The sequence below is a fragment of the Nocardioides sp. cx-173 genome, from assembly GCF_021117365.1.
Lineage (GTDB): Bacteria > Actinomycetota > Actinomycetes > Propionibacteriales > Nocardioidaceae > Nocardioides.
On sequence record NZ_CP088262.1, the window covers coordinates 2,614,952 to 2,640,700 of the forward strand.

At 69.0% G+C, this 25,749-nt stretch carries 27 protein-coding genes and 1 riboswitch; of the genes, 12 read left to right on the plus strand and 15 right to left on the minus strand.

The window, feature by feature from the left end; genetic code table 11:
- Window positions 1-23 precede the first annotated feature (23 nt).
- The gene (locus LQ940_RS12635; protein ID WP_231242572.1) at window positions 24-2,366 is read right to left on the minus strand and encodes a ribonucleoside-diphosphate reductase subunit alpha; all 2,343 of its coding nucleotides are present in this window, start codon (window positions 2,364-2,366) and stop codon (window positions 24-26) included.
- Window positions 2,367-2,491: 125 nt separating this feature from the next.
- A riboswitch (cobalamin riboswitch) is annotated at window positions 2,492-2,696 on the minus strand.
- A gap of 76 nt (window positions 2,697-2,772) precedes the next feature.
- Here LQ940_RS12635 and LQ940_RS12640 point away from each other — a divergent pair.
- Window positions 2,773-3,681 carry a TIGR01777 family oxidoreductase gene (locus LQ940_RS12640; protein ID WP_231242571.1) on the plus strand — a complete coding sequence of 303 codons (909 nt, stop codon included), beginning with the start codon at window positions 2,773-2,775 and terminating at the stop codon, window positions 3,679-3,681.
- Here the strand turns inward: LQ940_RS12640 and LQ940_RS12645 are convergent.
- Complete coding sequence (locus LQ940_RS12645) at window positions 3,670-4,167, minus strand: hypothetical protein (protein WP_231242570.1); 498 nt, start codon at window positions 4,165-4,167, stop codon at window positions 3,670-3,672. The two genes, LQ940_RS12640 and LQ940_RS12645, sit on opposite strands and share 12 nt — an antisense overlap.
- Before the next feature lie 72 nt (window positions 4,168-4,239).
- Between LQ940_RS12645 and lipB the strand changes: the two genes are divergently transcribed.
- Window positions 4,240-4,965: a lipoyl(octanoyl) transferase LipB gene (gene lipB / locus LQ940_RS12650; RefSeq protein ID WP_231242569.1), complete on the plus strand. Its 726-nt coding sequence runs from the start codon at window positions 4,240-4,242 to the stop codon at window positions 4,963-4,965.
- A 13-nt stretch (window positions 4,966-4,978) separates the two neighbouring features.
- On the opposite strand, the gene LQ940_RS12655 is transcribed toward lipB, so the two are convergent.
- Window positions 4,979-5,413: a hypothetical protein gene (locus LQ940_RS12655; protein WP_231242568.1), complete on the minus strand. Its 435-nt coding sequence runs from the start codon at window positions 5,411-5,413 to the stop codon at window positions 4,979-4,981.
- 330 nt (window positions 5,414-5,743) lie between these two features.
- On the opposite strand from LQ940_RS12655, the gene LQ940_RS12660 reads away from it, so the two are divergent.
- The 4 genes from LQ940_RS12660 to LQ940_RS12675 are packed head-to-tail and all read left to right on the plus strand — an operon-like array spanning window position 5,744 to window position 9,445.
- The gene (locus LQ940_RS12660; RefSeq protein ID WP_231242567.1) at window positions 5,744-6,706 is read left to right on the plus strand and encodes an ABC transporter ATP-binding protein; all 963 of its coding nucleotides are present in this window, start codon (window positions 5,744-5,746) and stop codon (window positions 6,704-6,706) included.
- Window positions 6,703-7,659 carry a hypothetical protein gene (locus tag LQ940_RS12665; protein ID WP_231242566.1) on the plus strand — a complete coding sequence of 319 codons (957 nt, stop codon included), beginning with the start codon at window positions 6,703-6,705 and terminating at the stop codon, window positions 7,657-7,659. The genes LQ940_RS12660 and LQ940_RS12665 overlap by 4 nt, the downstream gene beginning before the upstream one ends.
- 54 nt (window positions 7,660-7,713) lie before the next feature.
- Window positions 7,714-8,682, plus strand: coding sequence for a lipoyl synthase (gene lipA / locus LQ940_RS12670; RefSeq protein ID WP_231242565.1), 969 nt, complete (start codon window positions 7,714-7,716; stop codon window positions 8,680-8,682).
- 46 nt (window positions 8,683-8,728) lie between these two features.
- A complete protein-coding gene (locus LQ940_RS12675) occupies window positions 8,729-9,445 on the plus strand; it encodes a DUF4191 domain-containing protein (RefSeq protein WP_231242564.1) in 717 nt (238 codons plus the stop codon).
- Between the two features lie 16 nt (window positions 9,446-9,461).
- Here the strand turns inward: LQ940_RS12675 and LQ940_RS12680 are convergent, their stop codons facing one another.
- Together LQ940_RS12680 and LQ940_RS12685 are read right to left on the minus strand one after the other, a co-directional pair.
- A complete protein-coding gene (locus LQ940_RS12680; RefSeq protein ID WP_231242563.1) occupies window positions 9,462-10,343 on the minus strand; it encodes a LolA family protein in 882 nt (293 codons plus the stop codon).
- 4 nt (window positions 10,344-10,347) lie between these two features.
- Window positions 10,348-10,773, minus strand: a complete 426-nt coding sequence (locus tag LQ940_RS12685) for an RDD family protein (RefSeq protein ID WP_231242562.1) — start codon at window positions 10,771-10,773, stop codon at window positions 10,348-10,350.
- A gap of 209 nt (window positions 10,774-10,982) precedes the next feature.
- Between LQ940_RS12685 and glnA the strand changes: the two genes are divergently transcribed.
- The 6 genes from glnA (at window position 10,983) to LQ940_RS12715 (ending at window position 17,170) form a co-directional block, all read left to right on the plus strand.
- On the plus strand, window positions 10,983-12,407 hold the full coding sequence (gene glnA, locus LQ940_RS12690) for a type I glutamate--ammonia ligase (RefSeq protein ID WP_231242561.1): 1,425 nt from the start codon (window positions 10,983-10,985) through the stop codon (window positions 12,405-12,407).
- A 501-nt stretch (window positions 12,408-12,908) separates the two neighbouring features.
- Window positions 12,909-13,139, plus strand: a complete 231-nt coding sequence (locus LQ940_RS12695) for a hypothetical protein (RefSeq protein ID WP_139071059.1) — start codon at window positions 12,909-12,911, stop codon at window positions 13,137-13,139.
- 2 nt (window positions 13,140-13,141) lie between these two features.
- Window positions 13,142-14,173: a serine hydrolase domain-containing protein gene (locus tag LQ940_RS12700; RefSeq protein WP_231242560.1), complete on the plus strand. Its 1,032-nt coding sequence runs from the start codon at window positions 13,142-13,144 to the stop codon at window positions 14,171-14,173.
- 459 nt (window positions 14,174-14,632) lie between these two features.
- Window positions 14,633-14,920, plus strand: a complete 288-nt coding sequence (locus LQ940_RS12705; RefSeq protein WP_231242559.1) for a transposase — start codon at window positions 14,633-14,635, stop codon at window positions 14,918-14,920.
- A gap of 47 nt (window positions 14,921-14,967) precedes the next feature.
- Entirely contained in the window at window positions 14,968-15,819 is an 852-nt protein-coding gene (locus tag LQ940_RS12710) for an IS3 family transposase (protein ID WP_231242558.1), read from the plus strand.
- Between the two features lie 127 nt (window positions 15,820-15,946).
- Window positions 15,947-17,170, plus strand: coding sequence for a nitric oxide synthase oxygenase (locus tag LQ940_RS12715; protein ID WP_231242557.1), 1,224 nt, complete (start codon window positions 15,947-15,949; stop codon window positions 17,168-17,170).
- 36 nt (window positions 17,171-17,206) lie between these two features.
- On the opposite strand, the gene LQ940_RS12720 is transcribed toward LQ940_RS12715, so the two are convergent.
- Genes LQ940_RS12720 through LQ940_RS12765 form a run of 10 tightly spaced genes read right to left on the minus strand, consistent with a single transcriptional unit; the run spans window position 17,207 to window position 25,748 of the window.
- Window positions 17,207-17,560 carry a hypothetical protein gene (locus tag LQ940_RS12720; protein ID WP_231242556.1) on the minus strand — a complete coding sequence of 118 codons (354 nt, stop codon included), beginning with the start codon at window positions 17,558-17,560 and terminating at the stop codon, window positions 17,207-17,209.
- A 47-nt stretch (window positions 17,561-17,607) separates the two neighbouring features.
- Window positions 17,608-18,747 (minus strand): insulinase family protein, encoded by a 1,140-nt coding sequence (locus LQ940_RS12725; protein ID WP_231242555.1) that lies wholly within the window; start codon window positions 18,745-18,747, stop codon window positions 17,608-17,610.
- Window positions 18,748-18,773: 26 nt separating this feature from the next.
- On the minus strand, window positions 18,774-20,015 hold the full coding sequence (locus tag LQ940_RS12730; RefSeq protein WP_231242554.1) for a M16 family metallopeptidase: 1,242 nt from the start codon (window positions 20,013-20,015) through the stop codon (window positions 18,774-18,776).
- A complete protein-coding gene (locus LQ940_RS12735) occupies window positions 20,012-21,280 on the minus strand; it encodes an MFS transporter (RefSeq protein ID WP_231242553.1) in 1,269 nt (422 codons plus the stop codon). The genes LQ940_RS12730 and LQ940_RS12735 overlap by 4 nt, the downstream gene beginning before the upstream one ends.
- Window positions 21,277-22,005 carry a putative 2OG-Fe(II) oxygenase gene (locus tag LQ940_RS12740; protein ID WP_231242552.1) on the minus strand — a complete coding sequence of 243 codons (729 nt, stop codon included), beginning with the start codon at window positions 22,003-22,005 and terminating at the stop codon, window positions 21,277-21,279. The genes LQ940_RS12735 and LQ940_RS12740 overlap by 4 nt, the downstream gene beginning before the upstream one ends.
- Window positions 21,995-22,780, minus strand: a complete 786-nt coding sequence (locus LQ940_RS12745; RefSeq protein ID WP_231242551.1) for an SDR family oxidoreductase — start codon at window positions 22,778-22,780, stop codon at window positions 21,995-21,997. The genes LQ940_RS12740 and LQ940_RS12745 overlap by 11 nt, the downstream gene beginning before the upstream one ends.
- Window positions 22,773-23,255: an aromatase/cyclase gene (locus LQ940_RS12750; RefSeq protein ID WP_231242550.1), complete on the minus strand. Its 483-nt coding sequence runs from the start codon at window positions 23,253-23,255 to the stop codon at window positions 22,773-22,775. The genes LQ940_RS12745 and LQ940_RS12750 overlap by 8 nt, the downstream gene beginning before the upstream one ends.
- A complete protein-coding gene (locus LQ940_RS12755; protein WP_231242549.1) occupies window positions 23,242-24,066 on the minus strand; it encodes a hypothetical protein in 825 nt (274 codons plus the stop codon). Before LQ940_RS12755 ends, LQ940_RS12750 begins: the two co-directional genes overlap by 14 nt.
- Window positions 24,063-25,235, minus strand: coding sequence for a beta-ketoacyl-[acyl-carrier-protein] synthase family protein (locus LQ940_RS12760; protein ID WP_231242548.1), 1,173 nt, complete (start codon window positions 25,233-25,235; stop codon window positions 24,063-24,065). Before LQ940_RS12760 ends, LQ940_RS12755 begins: the two co-directional genes overlap by 4 nt.
- Before the next feature lie 27 nt (window positions 25,236-25,262).
- Entirely contained in the window at window positions 25,263-25,748 is a 486-nt protein-coding gene (locus LQ940_RS12765) for a hypothetical protein (RefSeq protein WP_231365026.1), read from the minus strand.
- Window position 25,749 lies beyond the last annotated feature (1 nt).

Consider the following 25,749-nt stretch of genomic DNA (forward strand, 5'->3'; position numbering starts at 1 on the left):
GCCCGGGTCCAACAGGTTCGCGGTCACTGGCAGGCCTCGCAGCTCTCGGGGCTCTCGAGCGAGCAGGCCACGGCGGCCGACTCGCTGACGGACGTGGTCGTCTGGGCGATCCGGGTCGCCGGCCGCGAGCGCAGGTAGTAGGTCGTCTTCAGGCCCGACTTCCAGGCGTGCAGGTACATCGACGACAGCTTCCCGATCGAGGGACCGGCCAGGAACAGGTTCAGCGACTGGCTCTGGTCGATGTACGGCGAGCGGGCGGCCGCCATGTCGATCAACGCCCGCTGGGGCAGCTCCCAGGCCGTGCGGAACAGCAGCCGTACGTCCTGTGGCAGGGCCGCGATGCCCTGGACCGAGCCCTCGGCGCGGCGGATGGCCTCCCGCACGTCGGCGGTCCACAGCCCGAGCGCCTTGAGCTCGCGGGTCAGCGCCGCGTTGACCTGCAGGAACTCCCCCGAGAGCGTCTCGCGCTTGAACAGGTTGGACACCTGCGGCTCGATGCACTCGTAGCAGCCGGCGATGGACGCGATGGTGGCCGTCGGCGCAATCGCGATCAGCAGCGAGTTGCGCAGCCCGTGCGTGGCGAGGTCCGCGCGCAGCGCGGCCCACCGCTCGGTCTGGGTGCCGGTGACGTCCCACAGGTCGGGCTGCAGGACGCCGGCCGCGGCGCGGGTCTCGCCGTACGCCGGGTGGGCGCCGTGCCGGCGGGCCAGGTCGCAGGAGACCTCGAGCGCGGTCAGGTAGATCTCCTCGGAGATCCTGGTCGAGAGTTCGCGCGCCTCGTCGGAGTCGAACGGGAGCCGCAGGGCGAAGAAGACGTCCTGCAGCCCCATGAGCCCGAGCCCCACGGGGCGCCAGCGCGGGTTGGATACCGCCGACTCCTCGCTGGGGTAGTAGTTGACGTCGATCACGCGGTCCAGCAGCGGGACGGCCGTACGCACCGTCGCGCGGAGCTTGTCCCAGTCCATGCCCTCCCCCACCTCCGAGAGGTGCTGGGAGAGGTTGACCGAGCCCAGGTTGCACACAGCGGTCTCGGAGTCGGAGGAGACCTCGACGATCTCCGTGCACAGGTTGGAGAGGTGGACGACCGGACCGCCGGGGGTGTCCCGGGTCTGGTTGCAGGTGCGGTTGGCGGCGTCCTTGAACGTCATCCACCCGTTGCCGGTCTGCGCGAGCGTGCGCATCATTCGCGAGTACAGGTCGCGCGCCCGCACCTGGCGCACGTAGCGGCCCTCGGCCTCCGCGCGCCGGTAGGCCTCGTCGAACGCCGCGCCCCACAGGTCCGGCAGCTCCGGTGCCTGGTCGGGGTCGATCAGCGACCACAGCTCGTCGGCCTCGACTCGGCGCATGAACTCATCGGGCACCCAGTGGGCGAGGTTCAGGTTGTGGGTGCGGCGCGCGTCCTCGCCGGTGTTGTCGCGCAGCTCGAGGAACTCCTCGACGTCCGGGTGCCACGGCTCGAGGTAGACGCAGGCCGCCCCCTTGCGGCGTCCACCCTGGTTGACCGCCGCGACCGAGCTGTCGAGCGTACGCAGGAAGGGCACGATCCCGTTGGACTGCCCGTTGGTGCCGCGGATCAGCGCGCCGCGCGAGCGCACCCGCGAGAACGCGATCCCGATCCCGCCGGCGAACTTCGACAGCTTGGCGACCTGGGCGTAGCGGGCATAGATGGAGTCCAGGTCGTCGCGCGGGCTGTCCACCAGGTAGCACGACGACATCTGGGTGTGGCGGGTGCCAGAGTTGAAGAGCGTCGGCGACGAGGGTAGGTAGGCGAGCGAGGACATCAGACGGTAGAAGTCGATCGCCTCCCCCGGGCCCTGGGCGAGCCCGCAGGCCACCCGCAGCAGGAAGTACTGCGGAGTCTCGATCACCTGCCGCGTCGATGGGTGCCGCAGCAGGTAGCGGTCGTAGACCGTGCGCAGCCCGAAGTACTCGAAGCGGTGGTCTCCCTCCGCGTCCACGGCGAAGTCCAGCTTGCGCGCGTTGTCCTTGACGAACCTCGCCGTCTCGTCGCCGATGAGGCCCTCGGCGTGCCCGAGCGACACCGACTGGCTGAAGGACGCGACCCCCTGGTTGCGCACCTCCTTGTCGACGTACCCGGCGAGCAGCCGGGCGGCGAGCCGGGAGTACTGAGGCTCCTCCCCGATCATCTCGGCGGCCGTCTGGATGGACAGCCGGTCCAGCTCGGCGGTGCTGGCGCCGTCGTACAGCCCGCTTATCGTGCGGGTCGCCACCCGCATCGGGTCGACGTCGACCAGGTCGCGGGCGACCCGGTCGACGGCGCGCACGATCTTGTTGACGTCGACGGGCTCGGTGTCCCCGTTGCGCTTGCGCACGCTCATGGTCGTGCGGCTCTCGATGACGGTCATCGTCTCTCTCCTCGCGAGATCGGTCCTGAGGTCCGGGCTCGCGAGGGGGACGGAGGCACGGTGCGCCGGGGCGCGGCCGTGCGAGCCGTCGGCCGTCCCACGAGGCCTCGGACCACCGCACCCGGTCGGGTGCGGTGCGCTGGCAGGTCTTCGGACTCGTGGGCATGACGCTGACCCCTACTGACCGTCGCTTCCCAGGTCTCTCACCCAGTGCTTCGTGACGGCGTTCGTTCCCACTTACCGCTGCGGGGCAGTCCCGGACTCACACCGGGTTCCCTCTTGCCTCGGCCGCTCTGGCTGAGCGGCCGAACCAGCTACACCGAGCACCATATGTAGCGGCAACCCGGAAGTCCGGGAGCAGATGTGGTGTCGGCGTGTCGGTTGCGGCACCTGGCAGGGTGGGGGCATGTCCCCGCTCTCGGTCCTCCTCGCCGGCGGCTCCGGCTTCCTCGGCACCCACCTGCGCGAGGAGCTGACGCGTCGGGGTCACGCCGTCACCACCCTGGTACGGCGTGAGCCTGCGGGCGGAGCGGAGTCGCTGTGGGACCCCTACGCCGGCGTCCTGGACCGCGACCTGGTCGCGAGCGCGGACGTGGTGGTCAACCTGGCCGGCTCCCCCACCGCCGGCAACCCGCACTCGGCCCGGTGGGCGCGCGAGCTGCGCGCGAGCCGCGTGACGACCACCCGGGTGCTGGCCGAGGCGGTGGCAGCCGCGCCGACGCCGCCGGCGTACCTGGCGGGCAACGGGATCTCCTACTACGGCGACCACGGCGACCAGGTCCTCACCGAGGCCTCCGACAGCCGTGGCCACGCCCTGCTCACCCAGGTGACCCGCGAGTGGCAGGAGGCGGCCGACCCGGCGGTCGCCGCCGGCGCCCGCGTCTGCATCCTGCGCACCGCCCCGGTGATGGACCGGCGCAGCGCCCCGCTCCAGCTGCTGCTCCCCGTGTTCAAGGCCGGGCTCGGCTCCCGCCTCGGCGACGGGCGCCAGCACATGGCGATGGTGTCCCTGCGCGACTGGGTCGGCGGTGTCGCCCACCTCGCCGAGCACCCCACGGCCTCCGGCCCCTTCAACCTCAGCTGCGGCGAGACCCCGACCAACGCGGAGTTCACGCGGGCGCTGGCGCGGGCGGTGCACCGCCCGGCGTTCGCCTTCGCGCCCGCGCCCCTGCTTCGCCTCGCCGGCGGCAAGCTGGCGCCCGAGCTCCTAGGGTCCCTCAACGTGCGCCCGGCCGCGCTCGAGGACTCCGGTTACGAGGTGCGCGACCGCGATGTCGACGCCGTGCTGGCCACCGCCCTCGCCTCAGGGACCTGAGTCCGAGACCCGCCCGACGCGCGCGACCCGCCACTGCCCGCCCACCAGCCACAGCGTCACCCGCCGGGTCGCGACGGCACTGCCGGGCAGCGACCACCGCCGCCCGCCGGCCGCGGCCGAGGCGCGCGCCAGCCGCTCGGTGACCTGCACGGTCAGCCGGCGCGGGGTCTGCGCGAGCACGCTGCCCTCCAGCACCTGCACCTCCAGCGCCGCCACCGTGAGCCCGCGCGCACGCCAGCGGCGCAGCATCGCGACGTCGCGCCGCCCGGCGACCGACCTCTCGACGTACAGGCGACGCAGCGCAGCGACGTCGCCGGCCGCCCAGGCCGCCGCGCGGCGCCGGTCCCAGGACTGGAGCACCGCGACCGGCGACACCACCTCGGCGGCCTCGCCGCGCTCGGGCGGCGCAGGCGGCGGCCGGTCCGGTGACGGGGTACAGCCCAGCAGGAGCAACAGGAGCGCGGCGGTCGCAGCACGTGGGGTCATCCTCTGCTCCTACCCGTTCCCGCGCGTCTCCGGGTGGTTGTCCACAGGGCACGCGCGGGTAGGGTCGCAGGCGTGAGCGAGCTCCGTTTCGAGCAGGTCGGCCTCGGCGCCGACGCGGTCGACTACCTGGCCGCGTGGGAGGTGCAGCGTGAGGTGCACGCCCGGGTGGCCGACGGCGACCAGCCCGCCACCGTGCTGCTGCTGGAGCACCCCCCGGTCTTCACCGCCGGCAAGCGCACCGAGCCGCACGAGCGGCCGGCCGATCCCGGCGGCGCCGACGTCATCGACGTCGACCGCGGCGGCAAGATCACCTTCCACGGCCCCGGCCAGCTGGTCGGCTACCCGATCGTCACCCTGCCCGACCACGTCAAGGTCGTCGACTACGTGCGCCGCGTCGAGGAGGCGCTCATCCAGGTGTGCGCCGACCTCGGCGTCGTCACCGCACGCGTGCCCGGACGCAGCGGCGTGTGGCTGCGCGCCGACGACCGCGGCCCGGAGCGCAAGGTCGCGGCGATCGGCATCCGGGTCAGCCGTGGGGTCACGATGCACGGCTTCAGCCTCAACTGCGACGTCGACCTCGCCTGGTACGAGCGGTTCGTGCCCTGCGGCATCGCCGACGCCGGCGTCACGACGCTCTCGCGCGAGCTGGGTCGGCCCGTCACGGTGACCGACGTACTGCCCGCCGTCGAGCGCCACCTGCGCCACTACCTCGCCTGGGGCGACTACGTCCCCACCCCCGACTACGAGGCCCGCCCCGAGCCCGGCCGCACCCCGCGCATCGAGCTGCTCACGCCCTGAATGGGCCCTCAGCTCACGGCATGTTGCCGATGCTCGCCGGCCGCACGTCGGGGTGGGCATGCCACCACCGGTGGTTGAGCGACGTGCGGGCGGAGTCATAGAGGTAGTCGACGACCCAGCGTCGGGCCTCTGCCCGGGTGACGAAGTGGTGCGCGACGTTTCGCTGGCCCCGCTCCGAGTAGAAGACCACCCAGCCACGGTCCTCCGGAAGGAGGTAGAGGGCTTCGGCCCCGTCGTAGCGGTCGTCCCGGACGGATGTCGAGGCGAAACCATGCTGCTCAACCCACCGGTCGACGTCCTCCTGCGTCACCGAGATCAGGTCTACGAATCTGACATCGTCAATCGAAACGCCGGCCGGCAGCTGGTCGACGGCCCACCTGAACGTGCTCCATCCCAGGATCGCGCGAATCTGATCGTCGGGCGGCCGAGGTGTGAGCTGCGGAGACATGTCTACTTCCACGCTTGAGGGCACAGGTTGTCAACGACCTGATGGTGAACGAGTCTGCTCAGCAACCGCAACCGCAGCCGCACCGCGATTCCGCTCGGTCATGCCGCTGATCGTTCATTCCGAGATCAGGGCGGATCGAATAGCGCGGTGGACTGCAGGTACCAGGCGCGTGCGATCAACCACGTTGTCTCGTGATCCGCCCCGACCTGCCGCATTGCGCGCCATGCTGCCGCAGGCACGGCGAGGGCTCGACGTCCGCCGAACGCGTGTTGCGGCGCCGACGAACCCTCCGGCCTGTTTGGATCGTCCACGAAACGACGAGAGGGCGACATGAGTGACCTGGTGATCGAGACGAAGGGGCTCCGCAAGGAGTTCCGCAGCCGCAGGGGCGGCCTGCGCGTGGCGGTCCACGACCTCGACCTCGCGGTCCCGCGTGGCGGGGTGCACGGCTTCCTGGGACCCAACGGGTCGGGGAAGACCACGACGATCCGGATGCTCCTCGGACTGGCCCGGGCGAGCAAGGGTCGGATGGAGCTCTTCGGCCACCCGGTCCCCGCCCAGCTGCCCGAGGTGATCGACCGGGTCGGCGCCGTGGTGGAGTCGCCCAAGTTCTCCCCCAACTTCACCGGCCGCCAGAACCTGCTGCTGCTGGCCCGCTCCATCGACGTGCCGCGCAGCCGGGTCGACGCCGCGATCGAGACGGTCGGGTTGACCGGACGCGACAAGGACCGCTTCAAGTCCTACTCGCTCGGCATGAAGCAGCGCCTCGCGATCGCCGCGACGCTGCTCAAGGACCCCGACCTGCTGATCCTCGACGAGCCCACCAACGGCCTGGACCCGGCCGGCATCCGCGAGATCCGCGACACCATCCGCGACCTCGGCGAGCGCGGAGTCACCGTGCTGCTGAGCTCGCACATCCTCGCGGAGGTCCAGCAGGTCTGTACGTCGGCCACGATCATCGGCAACGGCCGCCTGCTCGCCTCGGGCACGGTGGACGAGCTGCTCGGCGAGGGCACGGCCTTCCGGGTCACCGCCCCCGACGCGAGCGCGGCCGCCGCCGTGCTCTCCGCCGCCGGGCTGCCGGCCACCGTCGAGGAGACCGGCGTCCGCGTCGAGACCGACGACCCGGCCGCGATCACCCGCGCGCTCGCCGGCGCCGACATCTGGCTCACCGAGCTGATGCCGCTGCGCCAGGACCTGGAGACGTTCTTCCTCCAGCTCACCGCCGCCGACCACCTCGGCGCCACCTCCGATGTCTCGTCCCCAGCCCCGACCGAGGGAGAGTCCCGATGAAGGCGCTGCTGCGCGTCGAGGCCTCGCGACTGCGCTGGCGCCGAGCGGTGCTCCTGCTGCTGCTCGGAGCCTTCCTCGTCCCGGCCGTCATCGCCCTCTCGGTCGTCTACAACACCCGCCCGGTGTCCGAGGCGGAGAAGGAGCAGGCCCGCAGCCAGGGCTCCTTCGAGATCCAGGAGTGCGAGAAGCATCCCCGGAGCTACGGCGTGGGCAGCGCGGAGGCGTGCGAGGAGCAGGTCATCGGCTGGTACACCAGCCGCGAGCCGCTGCGCCTGGGCCAGCAGCAGGGCGAGTCCGGGCTCGCCGTCGCGGCCGTGCTCACGCTCGTGGTCATGCTGGTCGGCACCACCTTCGTCGGCCACGACTGGAACAGCGGCTCGATGAGCAACCAGCTGCTCTTCGAGCCTCGCCGCGGCCGGGTCTGGGCCGCCAAGGGCCTGGTCGTCCTGATCTTCTCGTTCGTCACCAGCGCCGTGGTCTCCGCCGGCTTCTGGCTGGCCCTCTGGGCGACGGCACGTGCGCGGGACGTGCCGCTGCGCGACGGCGTCCTCCTCGACTGCCTCGAGTTCGCGCTGCGGGGCTCGGCGTTCGCCGCCGCGGCGGCCCTCGGTGCGTACGCCGCCACCATGCTGTTCCGCAGCACGGTGGCGACCATCGGGCTGCTGTTCGCGGTCGTGCTCGCCGGCAGCCTGCTCTTCGGGGCGCTCGGCGTGAGCGAGCGCTGGTACCCGCACAAGAACGTCTCGGCCATCGTCAAGAACGGCACCACCTACTACGTCGAGGTGCCCGAGAGGTGCTGGAGCCAGGAGCGCCGGGGGCCGGTCGAGGAGGGCTCCGAGTGCGACGACACGCGCGACCTCACGCTCGCGCAGGGCAGCGGCTACTACGGCGTCCTGCTGCTGGGCGTGGGGGCGCTCTCGGTGCTCTCGTTCCGGCGGCGCGACGTGCCCTGACCAGGGGGCGAGCCGAGTTGGGTGGCCCCCTGGCCCGGCGTACAGTTGCACAGTGTGACCACCGCTCCCGCCCCTGAGGGCCGCAAGCTCCTCCGCCTCGAGGTCCGCAACGCCGAGACCCCCATCGAGCGCAAGCCGGAGTGGATCAAGACCCGGGCGAAGATGGGCCCGGAGTACAAGCACCTACAGAGCCTGGTGAAGTCCGAGGGGCTGCACACGGTCTGCCAGGAGGCGGGGTGCCCCAACATCTTCGAGTGCTGGGAGGACCGCGAGGCGACGTTCCTCATCGGCGGCGACCAGTGCACCCGTCGCTGTGACTTCTGTCAGATCGACACCGGCAAGCCCCAGCCGCTCGACCGCGACGAGCCCCGCCGGGTCGCGGAGTCGGTGCAGAAGATGGAGCTGCGCTACGCCACCATCACCGGCGTCGCCCGCGACGACCTGGAGGACGGCGGCGCCTGGCTGTACGCCGAGACCGTGCGTGCCATCCACGAGCTCAACCCCGGCACCGGCGTGGAGAACCTGATCCCCGACTTCAACGGCAAGCCCGACCTGCTCCGCGAGGTCTTCGAGTCGCGCCCCGAGGTGCTGGCCCACAACGTCGAGACCGTGCCGCGCATCTTCAAGCGGATCCGTCCGGCCTTCCGCTACGAGCGGTCCCTCGACGTCATCACCCAGGCCCGCGACTTCGGCCTGGTCACCAAGTCCAACCTGATCCTCGGCATGGGCGAGACCCGCGACGAGGTCTCCCAGGCGCTGCGCGACCTGCACGCAGCCGGCTGCGAGCTGATCACGATCACCCAGTACCTGCGTCCCTCGCTGCGCCACCACCCCGTCGAGCGTTGGGTCAAGCCCGAGGAGTTCGTCGAGCTGCGAGACGAGGCCGACGAGATCGGCTTCTCCGGCGTGCTGTCCGGTCCCCTGGTCCGTTCGTCCTACCGGGCCGGTCGGCTGTACCGTCAGGCGATGGACGCCCGCGAGGGCCACGTCGGCACCGCCAGCAGCGTCCCCGCCACCGCCTGACACGCATCTCCCGCGTCGGCCCGACCAGTAAGGCAGCTCCGCACCCATGGCCAAGAAGGACACGCCCACCGATCCCGCCGACATGAGTCGTCGGCAGCAGATCGTCGCCACCTACCGGATGACGAAGCAGACCGACAAGCGGATCGGCCTGTGGCTGCTCGGCTCGTTCCTGCTCTTCGGCGCCGTCGGGTTCGGCCTGTTCTGGATCCTGCCCGGCAGCGGCACCATCGGCCTGGTCATGTCGATCGTGGGCGGCCTGCTGTTCGGCTTCCTCGGCATGATGATCGTGTTCTCCCGGCGCGCCCAGCGCACGGCGTACGACCGGATGGCCGGCCAGCCCGGCGCCGCCGCGAGCGCGCTCACGATGCTCAAGCGCGGCTGGAAGTCCGACCCCGTCATCGCGTTCAACAAGCAGCAGGACGTCGTCCACCGCGTCGTGGGCCCTCCGGGAATCGTGCTCGTCGGTGAGGGCAACCCGCACCGCGTGCGTCAGCTCCTCGCCTCCGAGCGGCGCAAGCACGAGCGCGTCGCCTCCGAGACCCCGATCCACGAGGTCGTCGTCGGCGACGGCGAGGGCCAGGTGCCCCTCGCCAAGCTGGTCCGCCACGTCCAGAAGCTTGGCCGTCAGGTCAAGCCGGCCGAGCTGACCGACATCCTCGCCCGGATCAAGGCCCTGGACGCCAACCGCTCGGCGATCCCGATGCCCAAGGGCCCGGTGCCGACCAGCATGAAGGGCATGCGCGGCAACATGCGCGGCCGCTGACCGGCGGCGCCGGCGGCTACTGGACCTGGGAGGCCGGCGGCGCCTCGATGTCGACCGGCTCGCCCCAGTTGTCATAGGTCGCGGTGGTCGTGCCGCCCAGCTTGCCGAGGTCGGTCACCATCTTGCGGAAGTAGCCGTTCTCGTCGAAGTACAGGTCGTAGGTGTACGACGGCTCCAGCATGTTCTCCGGAAGGGTGCTCGTGTCGACGCCCTGCTCGGAGAGCAGCGTGGCGGAGTCCAGCACGAGGCTGTAGTGCTCCATGCCGTCCTCCTCGCCGACGTACGTCGCGCCCGTGATCGCCTTCTCCATGGTGTCGAACTGCGCACGGATGTCGAGCTGCTTGCTCAGGGCCGCGTACGGGCTGCTCGGGTCGTCGAGTGAGGTCGCGGTGTAGGTCTCGGCTCCGGGGTTCTGCTGGTACACCGTGTTGTCCACCAGCACCATCGTGATCGGAGCCGTCTCGCCGACGTTGATCGTCATGGTCATCTCCGGCGGAGTGTTGCTGAAGTCCGCCTGCCCCTCGGCGTCGTAGGCCGCGGCGCCCTCGGTGCTCATGGTGAACGTCGCCGTGCTGGCCTCCTCGAAGGCGCGGGCGAAGATGTCGACCACCTCGGACGGCTCCACCTTCTCCCCCGCGGTCGGCTCGCCGCCCTCCTGCGTCGCCCCGGGCGCGGCCTGCTCGCCGCCCTCCTCCGGGTCGGTGCTCTCGCCCGGGTCGGTGGTGGCGCCCCCGGAGGCCGCGCCGTCGCGCATCTTCGAGAACAGCCCGCCGCCGCCGCTGCCGCCGTCGGAGTCGTCGGCAGAGGAGTCTCCGTCGCCACCGCAGGCGGCGAGTGAGGAGAGGGCCAGAGCGAGGACCGCGGCAGAGGCGGTGCGACGGAGGGGCGAGCGAGACATGGGGCTACCTTTCGGGGCGGCGTGGTCCGGGGCTGAGCTCGTGGAACGTGTCCAACGTAACCGTCACCGTTCCCGCAACCAGGTCGTGCAAACCGCGCCCGTCGGGCCGGTAGATCAGCGGCGGGATCACCAGCGCCACCATCACCTGGCGCAGCAGCGCCTTGAGCGGGTTGAGGGGGCGCAGGCGGCCGTCGGCGGGCACGACCCTCAGCCGGGTGACGAGCTTGCCGAACGAGCCTCCGAGCAGCCAGGTGAAGAGCGCCGACTCCACGACGTACACGACCAGGACGTAGAACTGGGCGTCGCTGCCGGGCTCGCCGTACTCGTCCAACCCGACGATCGCGATCACCGCGAGGGTCGAGACGAACCAGTCGACGAACAGCGCCAGGATCCGGCGCGGCCAGGATGCCGACTCGGGGACCGTCACCACGTCGTCGTCCTCACCCCCGCAGGCTACCGAGGGCACAGGGACGTCACCTCCCCCGGCCACCTGTTACATCCCGGAAACGAAACCGATACGGTCGAGAAATGGCCCGTTCGTAGGTTCGGGTCACCCTCCGGAGCAGCGTGGCTCCGGGGTGTCCACTTCTGCTTGCTTTTGTCGGCTGCCCCGTCACGGGATGCAGCCAAGGAGGACGAATGTTCCAGAACAGCGACGAGCTGCTCGCCTACATCAAGGACGAACGCGTCGAGATGGTCGACGTCCGCTTCTGTGACCTGCCCGGCGTCATGCAGCACTTCACGGTCCCGGTGTCGTCGTTCGACCAGTCCGTCTTCGAGGACGGGCTGAACTTCGACGGCTCCTCGATCCGCGGCTTCCAGGCCATCCACGAGTCCGACATGTCGCTGTTCCCGGACCCGACCACCGCCTACATCGACCCGTTCCGGGTGGCGAAGACGCTGGTGGTCAACTTCTTCATCCACGACCCGCTCACCGGCGAGCCGTACTCGCGCGACCCGCGCAACATCGCCAAGAAGGCCATGGCCTACCTCGGCACCACCGGGATCGGCGACACGGCGTTCTTCGCCCCCGAGGCCGAGTTCTACGTCTTCGACAACGTGCGCTTCGAGACCAAGCAGAACGCCGGCTACTACGAGATCAACTCCTCGGCCGGCGCCTGGAACACCGGCGACGCGTTCGAGAACGACAACCGCGGCTACAAGGTCAAGTACAAGGGCGGCTACTTCCCCGTCGCGCCGACCGATCACTTCGGCGAGCTGCGCGACGAGATGGTCATCGAGCTCGAGCGGGCCGGCCTCCAGGTCGAGCGCGCCCACCACGAGGTCGGCACCGCCGGCCAGGCGGAGATCAACTACCGCTTCGACGAGCTGCTCAAGGCCGCCGACGACGTGATGAAGTTCAAGTACATCATCAAGAACACCGCGTGGCGCAACGGCAAGACGGCGACCTTCATGCCCAAGCCGATCTTCGGCGACAACGGCTCGGGCATGCACGTGCACCAGTCCATCTGGAACAACGGCGAGCCGCTGTTCTACGACGAGACCGGCTACGGCGGCCTGTCCGACATGGCGCGCTACTACATCGGCGGCATCCTCAAGCACGCCCCGTCGCTGCTGGCGTTCACCAACCCCACGGTGAACTCCTACCACCGCCTGGTCCCCGGCTTCGAGGCCCCGATCTCGCTGGTCTACTCCCAGCGCAACCGCTCGGCCTGCGTCCGGATCCCGATCACGGGCTCCAACCCGAAGGCCAAGCGCATCGAGTTCCGCTGCCCCGACCCGTCGGCCAACCCCTACCTCGCCTTCTCGGCGCTGCTGCTGGCCGGCCTCGACGGCATCAAGAACAAGATCGAGCCCGCCGCCCCCATCGACAAGGACATCTACGAGCTCCCGCCCGACGAGATGGCCGACATCGACCAGGTCCCGACCTCGCTCGGCGCCGTCCTCGACTCCCTCGAGGCCGACCACGAGTTCCTGACGGCCGGCAACGTGTTCACGCCCGACCTGATCGAGACCTGGATCGACTACAAGCGCACCCAGGAGATCCTCCCCGTGCAGATGCGCCCGCACCCGCACGAGTTCGAGCTGTACTACGACATCTGATTACGGGTGCCTGGCGGCCCTTCGATGAACCACGATTGACCGAAGAAACCGCCCCTGACCTGCAGAAACGCCGCCGCGCGACCCTTCGGTCGCTCGGCGGCGTTTCGCGTCTCCTGGGGTTCGCTTGTTACATCCTGGGTACATGAAGGTCGGCCGTTTAACGTTCAACCAGTCGTGTTGGCGCCGCCCGCGGACTGCCGCTGACCCGCTCGCGCAGCCCAACCGCAAGCGCACTGTCCGCGGCATGGTCGGGCGGATGCCCGCTGAGCGGAATGGTCGGGCGGATGCCCGCTGGGCGGCATGGTCGGGCAGAGCCCGTATGGCGGCCGTGGAGTGCGTTCAGGAACCATCCGACCAGTTGGGAGCCCAGGCAACGAGTCGGTCAGCGAACCCGTCGGTGTCGTGGGGCGAGCGAATCGGGCGACCGCGGTAGAAGGATGTGCCGCTGCGGGCAGTCAACGTAAGTTGACGACCATAGAGAAGTCAACTAGGGTTGACCGCATGGCCGATGTTGATCTTGCATGGATCACCGAGCACACCGATCCCCTCCAAGCGTTGCGCGAAGCGACCGCGCTGCGCCGCCGACTGGAAGGACACGAAGAGGTCCTGGTCCACCGTGCCCGCGTGTCAGGGACCACGTGGGCGCAGATTGCCGAGGCGCTCGGCGTCTCGAAGCAAGCCGTCCACAAGAAGTACGGGGGCCGGCACCTGTTCGGCCGCACGGAGGCATGACGATGATCAACTCGCTCCTTGACGATCTGTCAGGACGAACAGCGCAACGACTCGGCGCTGGACAGCGTGGTGTCGTGGTGGTGGGTGCGCTGCACGGCAGGCAGTCCGCAGTGCACGGCGCAGATCCCGGCACGCAGTTCGAGATCGGTTCCATCACCAAGACGTTCACCGCGCTCGCCTTGGCCCAGCTCGCCGTGCGCGGCGTCGTGGGGCTGGACCAACCCCTGAGCGACCTCCTACCTCGTGACATCACGGCCCCCCAGCGCGGCGGCGAGGTCATCAGGCTGAGGCACCTGGCCTCCCACACTTCTGGGTTACCAAGGCTTCCCAAGGGGACCCTGCCACGGGGCCTGTTGCGAGCAGACCCCTACGCCGGATGCACCGGCGAGCTCCTGATGGACGGGTTGCGGCGCACCCGTTTGCGATCGGTGCCCGGCACCCGCTTCTGCTACTCCAACCTCGGCGCCGGCTTGCTCGGATTCGTCCTGGCACGCCACACCGAGACCGACTACGACTCGCTCGTCCAGGCCGAGATCTGCCGGCATCTGGGCATGACAGACACCCGCGTGGTCCTCGATCTCGAAGGCGCAGCCCGGTTGGCCCCCGGTCACTCCCGCACGGGACGACCACGCCCACCGTGGCACCTGGCCGCCCTCGCCGGTGCCGGCGGCCTTCACTCGACGGTTCCCGACCTGCTCAGGCTCGCGCGGGCCCACCTCGGCCCCGCCCCCGAAGAACTCGCCGAAGCGATCGCTCTCAACCGCACGACCGCGCACCGCATCAACGCACGAGCTGCGATCCATCCCGGCTGGATCGCAGCCAACATGCCCCGCACCCAGCATCGAGTCATGTTCCACAGTGGCGGCACGGGTGGATATCGCAGCCTGCTGGCTATAGCCCCCGAACACGGCGCCGCAGTCGTGATCCTCAACGCCAACAACCGACCCGTGGATCGTCCCGGCCTCAAGCTGCTCGGGCAGATCATCGACTCCGGACCCGGATTCGGGTCCGATCCCGTCCCGGCCGCCGCCTGACCGACCTGACGTGGGTAGAGAGCTCGGCGAAGTAGCGACCGGTCGCAGTCGGCGGAGTCAGCCAACGGATCCCGCGCATTCACGTGCTCCCGCCCTGCGGCGCACGACTCCGGATGCAACGGATGATGGCCTCAACTAACCGACGCCGATCGTGGGCGGCCGGGGTCAAGCGCAGCCATTTGCACGAGCAAGATCGCCCACAAGTCGACCGGATCTCGGCACGCAAGCGCACCGTCAGCGCATGGTCGAGCGGAGCCCGATGTACGGCACGGTCGGGCGGAACCACTAGGCGGCGGCATACAGGCAACAAAGTCGTACGGCGGTGCATCTCATGAGGATGATGTCGGGTCGGGCAGGAACGTGTGTCCTCGTGCTATTCGTCAGCGGCGTAGGGAGCCTGACCCGGTAGCCCGGACACCTGATCTGTAGCGATGATCGCTGCAGGAAGGAGTCTGAGAGATGCCTGCACCACACCCGCCCGAGTTCCGTCGCCGGGCGATGGACCTGGCCCGTCAGCCAGGAGCGTCGGTCGCTCAGGTCGCGAAGGACCTGGGGATCAGCGAGTCCGGTCTACGCCGTTGGATGAGCCAGGACGACGTCGACACCGGCCGCAAGGAAGGGCTGTCGACCAGCGAGCGCGAAGAGCTGGTCAGGCTGCGCCGGGAGAACCGTCGTCAGCAGATGGAGATCGAGATTCTTAAACGCGCTTCGGCCTATTTCGCACAGGAGAACGTGCTCCCAAAATAGGGTTCCGGCTGGTCCAGGAGCTCGCCGCGGACGGCTTCGACGTCGCGGTGGCCTGCCGGGTCTTGAAGGTCTCACGCTCCGGCTACTACGAGTGGCGCGACCGGCCACCCTCAGCCCGCGACCTCGAGGATGCCTATCTGGCGAACACGATCTACGACATCCACGCCATGTCACGGCGCTCCTACGGTGCCCCACGGGTGCACGCCGAGCTCCGGCTCGGGATGGGGGTCCGGGTCGGCCGGAAACGGGTCGCGCGGCTGCTGCGGATGACCGGCCGGCGCGCGATCCGCCATCGCCACAAGCGTCGGCACTGCCCGGCTGAGGCGGTCCACCAGGACCTCGTGCAACGAAAGTTCACCGCTTCTGGCCCGGACCTGTTGTGGTGCACCGACATCACCGAGCACCCCACCAGGGGCGGGAAGGTCTACTGCGCCGCGGTCCTCGACGTGTTCACCCGACAGGTCGTGGGCTGGTCGATCGCGGACCACATGCGCTCAGAACTGGTCGTCGACGCACTGCAGATGGCGACCTGGCGTCGCCGCCCGCAGGCCGGCACGGTCGTCCATTCCGACCGTGGCAGCCAGTACACGTCCTGGGTCTTCGGCCACCGGCTCCGCGACGCCGGCCTGCTCGGATCCATGGGCCGAGTCGCCTCGTCGGTGGACAACTCGATGATCGAGTCGTTCTGGTCGACCATGCAACGCGAGCTCCTCGACACCCGGACCTGGGACACCCCAGAGCAGCTCGGCTCGGCGATCTTCGAGTGGATCGAAGCTTGGTACAACCCCCGCCGCCGGCACACCGCGATCGGAATGCTCAGCCCGATCGACTACGAGCACCACTGGCAGCAGCAACAAGCCTCCGCCGCTCTTCACACCGCCGCCCACGGCGCGGCATGATCACCACACCACCGTGTCCGGAGAACCGGGTCAGGCTCCATATGCGCAAAGCAGTTGTTATGGGGTCTGCCAGCGTCTTGGAGCGCCGACTCTGTCGGCGCAGCCCCCATCGGGCTAGCATCGTCAGATGGGGAGGCACGACGCGGCCGGGCCGAGCGCCGAGTTCCAGGTCGGTCATCATGTCTCCCCACCGGGCCTAGCCCGCATCTTCGATGAGGAGGTGCTGCGAGACGAGGCCATCTCGTTCGTCGAGCACTTCTACGACGAGAACAAGTCCCCCATCCCGCTGCGTGACCGACTCGCGGCGGTCGAACAACAGATTGCCGAGACCGGTACCTATACCCACACCAAGTCGGAGCTCGTATGGGGAGCGCGCGTCGCCTGGCGCAACAGTGCGCGATGCATCGGGCGCCTGTACTGGAACGGCCTTCGGGTGCGCGACTTGCGCGCGGTCCAGACGGTGGACGCGATGGCGTACCACTGCGTCGAGCACATCAGAGTCAGCCTGAACCGCGGGAACATCCGCCCTGTCATGAGCGTGTTCGCGCCCGAGACGCCGGCAAGCCCGGGAATGCGCCTGCTCAACCCGCAGTTGCTGGGATACGCGGGATACGACCGCGGCGGTGGGGATCGGCTGGGGGATCGCAACAACCGCGATGTGACCATGACCGCTCTGCGGTCCGGGTGGTCGGCTCCGCGCCCTCCGTCGCCGTTCGACGTGCTGCCAATGCTGATCCGCGACTTCGACGGGCACGTGCACGTGCGACGGCTCCCGCCAGAGGCGACGCCGGAGGTCCGACTGCGGCACCCCGATCTCGACTGGCTGGAGGGGCTGGGACTGCGCTGGTTCGCGCTCCCCGTCGTCTCGGACATGGCGCTCTACATCGGGGGCATCAACTATCCCGCTGTTCCGTTCAGCGGCTGGTTCATGAGCTCCGAGATTGCGGTCCGAGATCTTGCCGACCGCGACCGCTACGACGTGCTCCCCTTTCTGGCCAGACGGATGGGCCTGGACCCGGGAAACCCCACCGACTTCGCCGTCGACCGGGCCGCTCTGGAGCTGTTGCGAGCGGTGCACTTCTCGTTCGACGCCGAGAAGGTGCGTATCACCGAACACCACACGGAGTCGTCGCGCTTTCTCCTCCACCGCGACCGAGAACAGGCCGCAGGTCGTTCCTGTCCGGCCGACTGGAGCTGGATCGTCCCTCCGGTCTCCTCCGCATTGACCCCCGTCTTCCATCAGTACTACGACTTCCTACCAGCCAAGGGCCCGCAGCTTTATCACCCCTATACGACGACCTATCGGGCGCACCGCGACCGCGACGAAGGACGGCGACGGGCCGAGCGCTGACGCCGGTGGCGGCGGAGGCTCGTCGTCGGAACCACCTCAGTACGCCGCCGCGCGGCATATTGCTCGCGACATCTCGGAGGGCTGAACACCATCCACTGCCCAGTGCCACGCCCAGTTGAGCACCCCGTCGTTGAAGGAGGCATGGATCTCCATCGCATAGGAGCCTGGAGTCGTGCACACGAAGATCCCGTCGGCGCTCATCTCGAACACGCTGACGCCGGGTGATTCCGAGAACGCGACGAAGAGCCCGTCAGGTGCCACCACGGTGTGCTCACGGTGCTGGAGGCCCTCGCGTTCGGACGTCGCCTCGTAGTCGATCGTAAGGCAACCCCCTGGTGCTTGACGCACCTCGATGCGGGCCGAGCACTCGCCGCTCTCCAGCCCTGTCACCAACCCTCTGTAGAGGCCGGGTGTCGTCCCAAGCAGCCCGTTCGAGCTCACGTGCGCTCCATTCCACGAAGGCGGTCACTGTCTGGACTCAGACTCGCATGGTCCGGTGCAGCGAAGTCCAGGTTCACCGACTCGATCGACTCCGGCGCCGCCACGACGACGAGGTCCATCTCGGCGACGTCGAGGAAGGCTCGCCACATGTGGTGGGCGAGCTCGGGGTCGACCGCGCGCAGGGCTGAGAGGTCGTCTGCGTGCGGGGCGCCGACCAAGGCCCGGTCGACCAGACGTCGCATGGTTGCCTCGTGGTTCAGGCGGCTCATAGCGGAGGCGTTCTCGTACGCGCCGACGGCCTGCTCCCAGCCCCTGGCGTCCCTAGGAGCCGCATCGGCACCCTCCAGTACGGCGCGTCGCAGCGCAGCCACGGCCGTCTCGACGGTTCCCGGGGAACAGGAGAAGGACACCGTCCACCGAGTGAACGGCGATAGGAGGATACCGGCGTACGGCGCGTAGGCGAGTCCGGAGGCGCGCACCGCGGTGAATAGGCGCGATGAGGGCGTGGCACCCCAGAGGTGGGTGCAAACGCGGATGATGGCGAGCTCCGGCTCTGTCCACGACGGGGCGAGACGGGTCAGCCGAACGGTGACCTGCCTCGCGCTGGCGACCGAGCGCGTGTGGACCCGGAACCCGCGTGGGCGGAGTCGCTGGACCGCGGCGGGTGGGGCGACCGGGGCCACCGGCCACGACCACCGGGCGGACATCTCGACCGGCGCGGTGACCAGGACGAACGGCTGGGGCACCGTCTCGATCCGACACCCGGGAGCCGCATCGAGTACCTGGCACGCCACGTAGTCGGCCAGTTCGTTAGGTCCCTCGACACCCGGCTCCGACTCTTCCTGTGTGGGAAGAGGTTTCTCCAGGTACAGGGTGAGCACTTCGACCACGTGCTGGACGTTGCCGACCTCGGTGGTCACCGAAAGCCCGTAGAACTGTGGGTGGGCATACACCCGAGTGTCGGCAACGATGGTCTGCCCGACGGTCGAAGCGAGCTCCTCGAGGTACCGACGAGCCGGCGTAGCGGCGGAGACGACTGCCGGTCCCCTCCTGTGTGGCACCACGACGTGCACGTCGGCAAGCAATGCCTCGGGAAGGCGCACGCCCCGCACAGCGACGCCGTCGAGCGCGGACATCGAGCGGCCACGATCGATTTGCCCCGTCACGGTCTCACCTCCACGAGCCCCGCCTCAGCCGTCGAGAGACGCTGGAGCGCAGCGCGAATGCCGTGCGGGGAGGCGTGCTCTAAGCGATCCCAGATCAGGTCGAGGCCGCTTGGGTCGCCGGTCAGCAGGGCTGCGCTGGCTTCGGTCATCGCGCGGCCGCCCCACCACTGCCACGAGCGTGCGATGTCGAGCCGACCGCGTGCTACGAGACGGAGGAGCTCGCCGTCGTCGAGCGAGGCGACTTCGGCACAAAGTCCACTCAGCGTCTTGGCACCCTCGCCCGCGGTGCCGTCGAGCTCGATAACCAGCACGTTGGGGTCGCGCACGGCCAGGCCGTCAGCGTTCATGAGCCCGGTGTAGGCGCGAGGAGTGAACCCGCGGGCGGATCTGCTACTCAAGAGCGCGTTCATCGCGCCGGCGAGTGCAACCTCCGAGACAAATTCCGCCGACGCGTACGGCGAGGTGAGGTAGCCGAATGCCACGGCGGGTCGTTGGATCAACGGATCAGGGTAGGAACCAGCAGAGGCGACCGGAGTTGCCATGTAGCGGCCAGGCTGGCGCACGAGAGGGGCTACCGGCAAGGGAATGTCGCGGAAGATGTCCCTGGCGAGGGCGAGCAAGTCGTTCGTACTCTTGTCACCTGCGACGTAGATGAGTGCGTTATCTGGGCGGTAGTAGCGGGCATGGAACTGCGCGGCCGTCTCCACATCGACGGCGTCGAGATCGTCGAAGGTGCCGTCGTCGTTATGCGCGTGCACCCAGTCACCGAAGCAGTGCTGTGCCAGTTGAGACCACGGGAACGACCCATAGGGCAGGTTCCCCATCCGGTCCGAGACCTCGTTGCGCACCACGTCGCGTTCGCGGTCGAGATGCGCCTGGTCGAGGCACGGTCCAACCATGCGGCTCCGCTCGAGGCGTAGCACTTGACGAAGCCTGCCCCGAGGTGTCGCATTCACGAAAACGGTGTGGTCCAGCCGGGTCATCGCGTTCGCCATCCCACCCAGCGCGGTGACCGCCTGGAGATGGGTCTCGCCATCCTTGCTCTGGTCGAACATTAGATGCTCGCAGAGATGGGCGAGACCCCGTTGCCCCGGCTCCTCGTCGCGGATCCCGACCTCGTAGTCCACCACCACCACGTCGACGCTCGTCGACTCAACGCACCGGGCAACAATGCGAATGCCGCTGTTGAGCACCTCGCCGGCGATCGATCCGCTGCGGACCTCGGCACTCCTGGTCACGGGAACATCGTCTCGACGCCTGCGGACTCCGCGGGGCTCCGACCGTGTCGGCGAAGTGCGCCCGCCATCGCGATCACCGCCACGAGGTTGGCCACGACTGCAATGGTGAGCGCAGTACGTGGTCCCGTGGCGATTGCCAGGACTGCGCCGGCCACCGCCCCGATGGCGCGCATGCCGTACTGCGCAGCCCCGATAGCCGCCTCGAGGTACGCGTGTGCCCATGTGCTCACCGACCGCTGGCGTAGGTCGATCGACGTGACCCGGCTGACCGAGCCCGCGACGTTGGCGACGAACTGCGCACCCGCCAAGGCGAGAAACCCCGCGAGCCCGGGCGCTGCGAGAGGCATTGCGGCCGATGCGGCCGCGCCAACGACGCTGGCGCCGATGAACACGCGCCCGACATGTGCGTCTCCGACCCAACGGCTGACCACCGCGCCGAGCAGGGCACCGCACCCAGCGACTGTGAAAACGGACCCCAGTGCGACCGCCTCGAGACCCAGGACACGGTTGGCGAAGACGATGAGGACGACGTATCCAGCCGAAGCAGCGGTCGTCATCGCGGCCGTGCCAAGGATAATGATCGACGCGATGCGGCTCCGCCGGACTTCGGCCATGCACTCCCGCAAAGGGATCCGTTCGAGGGCTTGCGGAGCAACCCGCCCGATCGCGACCGCGAGTGACAATCGCTGCCGTAGCAGTCGGGCGCCACGCAGGACGAGGATGCCCGACAGCAGGAAGGTCAGGGCATCGACGGCGATGGCGCCCCGCGGATGCATCAACTCGACCAGTGCCCCGGCGAGCAGCGGCCCCAGCAGCATGGCAAGCGTCTGCGCGACCTCGAAGCGGGCGTAAGTCCGGACGGCACGCTCGCCCAGAGCCCCGCTCAGAATCGGCTGCAAGGACCGGTACGCCGCACCGTCGCAGGCGGAGGCCGACCCCGCCAACGCCGACGCGACGAGGACCGCCCAGAACGTGATCGCGCCGCTGGTAAGGGGCGCAGTCACCAGCAGGCCGAAGACACCGAAGCGGGCCAGGTCAGCAAGGACCATGGTGCGCACGATGCCCAGCCGCGCCACCACGCTCCCGGCGTGGAAGCCGAGCAGCAGGAACGGGAGGTACTCGGCTGCGTAGACGAAACCGATGGCACCATCGGAACCGGACTCGGCCAGAAGCAGGAAGGGCACGGCCAAGACCGACAGCTCGTTGCCGAGCTGACTGGCGAACCGGGCGGACCAGATGAGGTCCCCGCCTCGTCGCACGCTCACGCCTGCGTCGTCTCCCGGTAGACGAGGTTGTAGGAGACAGCGATCCGACGCTGGTCGACTTCGTGCACGGGGACGCTGTGCTGGAGCCAGCCCGGGAACATGACCAGGCTTCCCTGGCGCACCGGGAGCTCGACGCCGATGCCTTCGTCGGCGAAAGTGACACCGGGGTTGAAGTAGTCGAGATTGCTGCGCGGATCGTGGACGACCACCGCCCTGCTCCCAGCCGGGAACGCGGCGTAGTAGATCGCAGCCACCGGCGTGTTGGGATGGAAGTGGCGCTCGTGGGCATCGGCACGGTCGTAGACGCTGGCCCATGAGCGTCCGACCGCGATCGACGGCCGAGGAGCTTCCCGCCGCGCCTCACGCTCGTTGAATGCGGCGCCGCGCAGTCCATGCGTCGCGTTCCAGGCTGACTGCAGGGTTTGCCCGAGACAGACCTCGACGTACTGCGTCGCCATGCCTAGGACCCAGGTCGTCAGCGCGGTGGCCGCTGGGTGGTCCCACGAGTCGAAGTCGTCGAAGGTCTCCGACTTGCCGACCACCTGCTGCGGGGTGTCATCGACGGCGCGGGACACTAGCTCGCCCAGCGCGGCGTCGAGCGTCTCGGCGAAGGGACACGGGACGATGATGACCGGGGTGGCGAAGAGTCGCAGGAGCTGCACGCTGTCCACCGTTTCATCCGTCGCCGACGGCTGTCCGGTTGTCGTCGTCTCGTCAGTAGACACTCAAACCTCCACAGATATTGATCGCCTGACCTGTGTACGCACCCGCGTTCGGCGCGGCGATGAAGCGGACCAGGTTCGCCACCTCGTCGACTTGCACGTATCGCCCGATCGGTATGCGGGCCAGCTGCCGACGCTTCACCTCCTCGATCTCAATGTGGTCCGCAGCGGCGTACCGCGCTCGCGATTGAGCGCTCAGCTCCGTATCGACGAAGCCAGGACACACCGCATTGACGGTGACCCCGCATCCCGCGAACTCCCACGCGAGAGCCTTGGTCATGGCAATCACGCCTGCCTTCGACGCCGAGTACGCCGGGGCGAGGCGGACGCCCTGCTTGCCGCCGGTGGACGCGATGGTGATGATGCGTCCGAATCCGCGCTCCGCCATCCCTCCCCGCGCAAGGGCGTGCTGCGCCAGGAGGAAGGCGCCGTTGAGGTTCACGTCGATGATCTCCTTCCACCGGGCGTACGGGAACTGGACCGTCGGCCCCCCGCCGCCGATGCCCGCACTGTTGACCAGTACGTCGATTCGGTGGTGGCGTTCGACCACGCCGTCCACGAGCGCAGCCACCTCGTCCTCGACGGTCACATCCGCTGGTATGCCCTCCAGACCCAGGACGGGGTCCGCGTCTCGAAGGGCGCGGGCGATGGAGGCGGGGTGCTTGCTCGAGATCACGACCGCGGCGCCTGCCCCCGCCAGTGCTGTCGCGCAAGCCAGGCCGATGCCGCGGCTGCCTCCCGCGACAACGGCGACCAGGCCCTTGAGATCATCACTCACGACGCGCCTCCGCGAACCAGTCGCGCATCCCCGACAGGTCCCTGGTCGCGTTCGATCGGATCGCACGAGTGAAGAAGTCGGCGGCCCCGGCATTCGTGGCCACGAAGCGATGCCGCAGGGTGACCAGGGCGGTCCCCTCCGAGTCACCCGGCGTGAACTCCCAGGCACCGTTCATCCGGAGCAGGGGTGCCACCGGGTCTAGCCGAGCGAAGGTGACACTGAGCTTGCTGTCGTCCAGCCGTCTCGCCGACCTCCAGGTGTGCACGGCGTCGTTGGCCTCGGCGGTCAGCTCGATCTCCTCAATCGAGTCCGGTCCGCGAGGCACGACGACCGTTGCGTCGGTGACGGCCGGCATGAACTGCGGCCACAACGCCAGGTCGCAGCACAAGGCGTATGCGGCCTCAGGCGTCGCGGCGACGACGATGGTGTGCTTCTCGCGGCCTCGGACCGCGTCCTGCGACTCAAGCTGCTTCACGGGCACTTCCTCCGGACATAGGCACGAGCGCGTATCCGTCACCGAGTTCGATCGGGCAGGAATGAGGACTGTCGTCGAGAGCGCAGCCGAGGTGGCTGGCTCGCGCCAGCGGGTCGCCGGCACCATCGTGAAGCCCTCGCCACACGACTGACAGTGGGCTGCCCGTGTGGGCCACCGCCGCCTCGATCAGAACGGCGACCGCGCCCTCCGCCAGCACCGGCGGCTCGCCGATGTCGCGGCACGGTGACGAGGCCAGCATGCTGAACGACGACACGCGCGACTCGGCGACGACCACGACGGCCCGGTCGACGGCACCGGCCTCGATCGCGTCCTGCGCCGCCCACCAAACCTGCCCGAGCCCCCCGGAGTATCCGGCCACGGACTTCGCCTCACCGAGGATGCCGTAACGGATCGTCACCTCACCCTGCGCGGCCGCGGGGAACCACGCGGTCGCCTGGTAGGGCTGCATGCTGCGGACCCCGCGCGTAACGAGCGTCTCGAGCTGCTCTTCTCCGTACGCCCACCCTGCGGACGAGTTGAGCACGAAGACTCCGAGCCGTTCCGGGTCCTCCGTCGGGAAGCTCCGCACCAACCGGGACACCACCGTCACGGCGAGCGCGCTGAACCGGTCGATACGTCGTCCCAATGTCCGCGGAACCTCCGCGTCGTACCGCGGATCGTCGGCGAAGGCCCGCACCGCGTGATCGACCCCGCAGTGCTTGCAACCGATCGGCACGACCTCGTCAGCACCCGGCAGTAGCGTGACGTGTCCCAGGACGGCGAGACCCCCGGCCGTCGGCGCGCCGCTCATGCTGCGCTCATCACGATGGCGGTGTGAATCCCGGAGAAGCCACTGCTCAGCTTGACGATTGTCCGCACCTGCCGCTGCTCGGCGCTTCCCAGGACGAGCCGCAGTGGCACCGTCGGGTCTGTCGTGTTAGCGATCGGCGGTGCGGCGGACTCCTGGAACATGGCACCGCACCCGACGATCTCAAGCAGGTTCGACGCACCGAGCGCGTGCCCGTTGACGCCCTTCTGGGCGGTGATGGCCACACCCGCCGATGCCTCCCCGCACACCGTCCTGATGGCGGCGGACTCGCTGGCGTCGTTGAGCGGAGTCGACGTGCCGTGCGAGTCGATGACGTCGATCTCGGACGGCGACGCGCCGGCGTCCTTGAGGGCAGCGATCAGCGCACGGGCGATGTCGGAACCGTCCTCTCGGAGCGCTGTCATGTGGAGCGCACTGGAGACCGACGCCCAGCCCCGGATCTCGAAGGCCCCATGTCCTCCGCGCCTTACGAGCGACTCCTCCGACTCCAGCACCACGCACGCAGCTCCTTCACCGAGGGCGAACCCATCGCGCCCGGCGTCGAACGGTCGCGACGCTGTTTCTGGGCTGCCGTGCCGTCTGGTCAAGGCGCCGATCTTGTCGAACGCCGCCACGACGATCGGCGAGATGGTCGCGTCCGATGCGCACACGACCGCGATGTCGTCCCGCCCGCTACGGACGGCACGGAAAGCGGAGCCCAACGCGTCGAGACCGGCTGTGCAGCCGGTCGACATGACGAGGCCGCGACCATCCGCACGAAGTTCGCGGCGAAGTCCGCGTTCGAGAGACTCGAAGCGCAGGTCCTCCGCCGACGGCGCCGTGCCGTCCCGGTAGACCCGCTCCAGCTCACAGGTGGCGCCGATCGCGGTGGCCGTCGTGATCGACGTCGTCGCGAGCTTCAAGGCAGACAGGCCGCTCTGTGCGACTGCCTCACGGGCGGCGAGGACGCCCATCGCCTCATAGCGAGGGACGTCGCCGGGGAGGTCCTCCCCTACGCGCGCGGCCACCGCTTGAAGTCCGTCAATGTGCTCGGGTGGGAGTGCCCGGACGAGCGACTTTCCCGCGAACTGCGCTTCCGAATAGGCTCGACAACCCACCCCTGCGGGGGAGACCGCGCCGAGGCCGGTAACGAAAACCCTGCGTCTTCTCATCCGGGCACCCCCGTCCGGGCCCGGGAGTCAGGACTCTCGGTCCGGGTCGAACGGACGGAGCTCGTTTCGAGCCGTCGCCGCACGCTCGACCTCGGCCATCGTCTCCATCTGGGTGATCAGCGCTGCCAGCTCCTCACGACCGGAGCTCCAGTTGTTCAATGGGATGACCTCACGGTCCTGAGCGGACATCCGCGCGTGCGCGACGTTGGTCCGGAAGTGTCGCTGCAGCTCCTCGTGGTCGTCGACAGCGACGATGGACGCCATCCCCGCATACGAGACAGCCTTGTGCAGCTGCGCGACGATGGCCTGTGAGTAGGCCTTCTCGGCGTACTCGATCGAGTCCATCGAGCGTCGCAGTGACTGAGCCTGCTCGCGATAGTCCGCTGCGTTGTCGAGGCCGCCCCAACGTTCGAGCACCAGGAACTGCTGCTTCGACTCGTCGGCCAGGCCTTCTTCGTTGATCAACATGTTTCTCCTCGTGGTTGTTGACTGCCAGTGACGATCGATCGCCATT

Bases quoted from the DNA above. Each gene is read 5' to 3' on its own strand.
- LQ940_RS12635 (WP_231242572.1), bottom strand. From the start codon at position 2,366: ATGACCGTCATCGAGAGCCGCACGACCATGAGCGTGCGCAAGCGCAAC.
- LQ940_RS12640 (WP_231242571.1), top strand. From the start codon at position 2,773: ATGTCCCCGCTCTCGGTCCTCCTCGCCGGCGGCTCCGGCTTCCTCGGC.
- LQ940_RS12645 (WP_231242570.1), bottom strand. From the start codon at position 4,167: ATGACCCCACGTGCTGCGACCGCCGCGCTCCTGTTGCTCCTGCTGGGC.
- LQ940_RS12655 (WP_231242568.1), bottom strand. From the start codon at position 5,413: ATGTCTCCGCAGCTCACACCTCGGCCGCCCGACGATCAGATTCGCGCG.
- LQ940_RS12660 (WP_231242567.1), top strand. From the start codon at position 5,744: ATGAGTGACCTGGTGATCGAGACGAAGGGGCTCCGCAAGGAGTTCCGC.
- LQ940_RS12665 (WP_231242566.1), top strand. From the start codon at position 6,703: ATGAAGGCGCTGCTGCGCGTCGAGGCCTCGCGACTGCGCTGGCGCCGA.
- LQ940_RS12675 (WP_231242564.1), top strand. From the start codon at position 8,729: ATGGCCAAGAAGGACACGCCCACCGATCCCGCCGACATGAGTCGTCGG.
- LQ940_RS12680 (WP_231242563.1), bottom strand. From the start codon at position 10,343: ATGTCTCGCTCGCCCCTCCGTCGCACCGCCTCTGCCGCGGTCCTCGCT.
- glnA (WP_231242561.1), top strand. From the start codon at position 10,983: ATGTTCCAGAACAGCGACGAGCTGCTCGCCTACATCAAGGACGAACGC.
- LQ940_RS12695 (WP_139071059.1), top strand. From the start codon at position 12,909: ATGGCCGATGTTGATCTTGCATGGATCACCGAGCACACCGATCCCCTC.
- LQ940_RS12700 (WP_231242560.1), top strand. From the start codon at position 13,142: ATGATCAACTCGCTCCTTGACGATCTGTCAGGACGAACAGCGCAACGA.
- LQ940_RS12705 (WP_231242559.1), top strand. From the start codon at position 14,633: ATGCCTGCACCACACCCGCCCGAGTTCCGTCGCCGGGCGATGGACCTG.
- LQ940_RS12715 (WP_231242557.1), top strand. From the start codon at position 15,947: ATGGGGAGGCACGACGCGGCCGGGCCGAGCGCCGAGTTCCAGGTCGGT.
- LQ940_RS12725 (WP_231242555.1), bottom strand. From the start codon at position 18,747: ATGTCCGCGCTCGACGGCGTCGCTGTGCGGGGCGTGCGCCTTCCCGAG.
- LQ940_RS12755 (WP_231242549.1), bottom strand. From the start codon at position 24,066: ATGAGCGGCGCGCCGACGGCCGGGGGTCTCGCCGTCCTGGGACACGTC.
- LQ940_RS12760 (WP_231242548.1), bottom strand. From the start codon at position 25,235: ATGAGAAGACGCAGGGTTTTCGTTACCGGCCTCGGCGCGGTCTCCCCC.
- LQ940_RS12765 (WP_231365026.1), bottom strand. From the start codon at position 25,748: ATGGCGATCGATCGTCACTGGCAGTCAACAACCACGAGGAGAAACATG.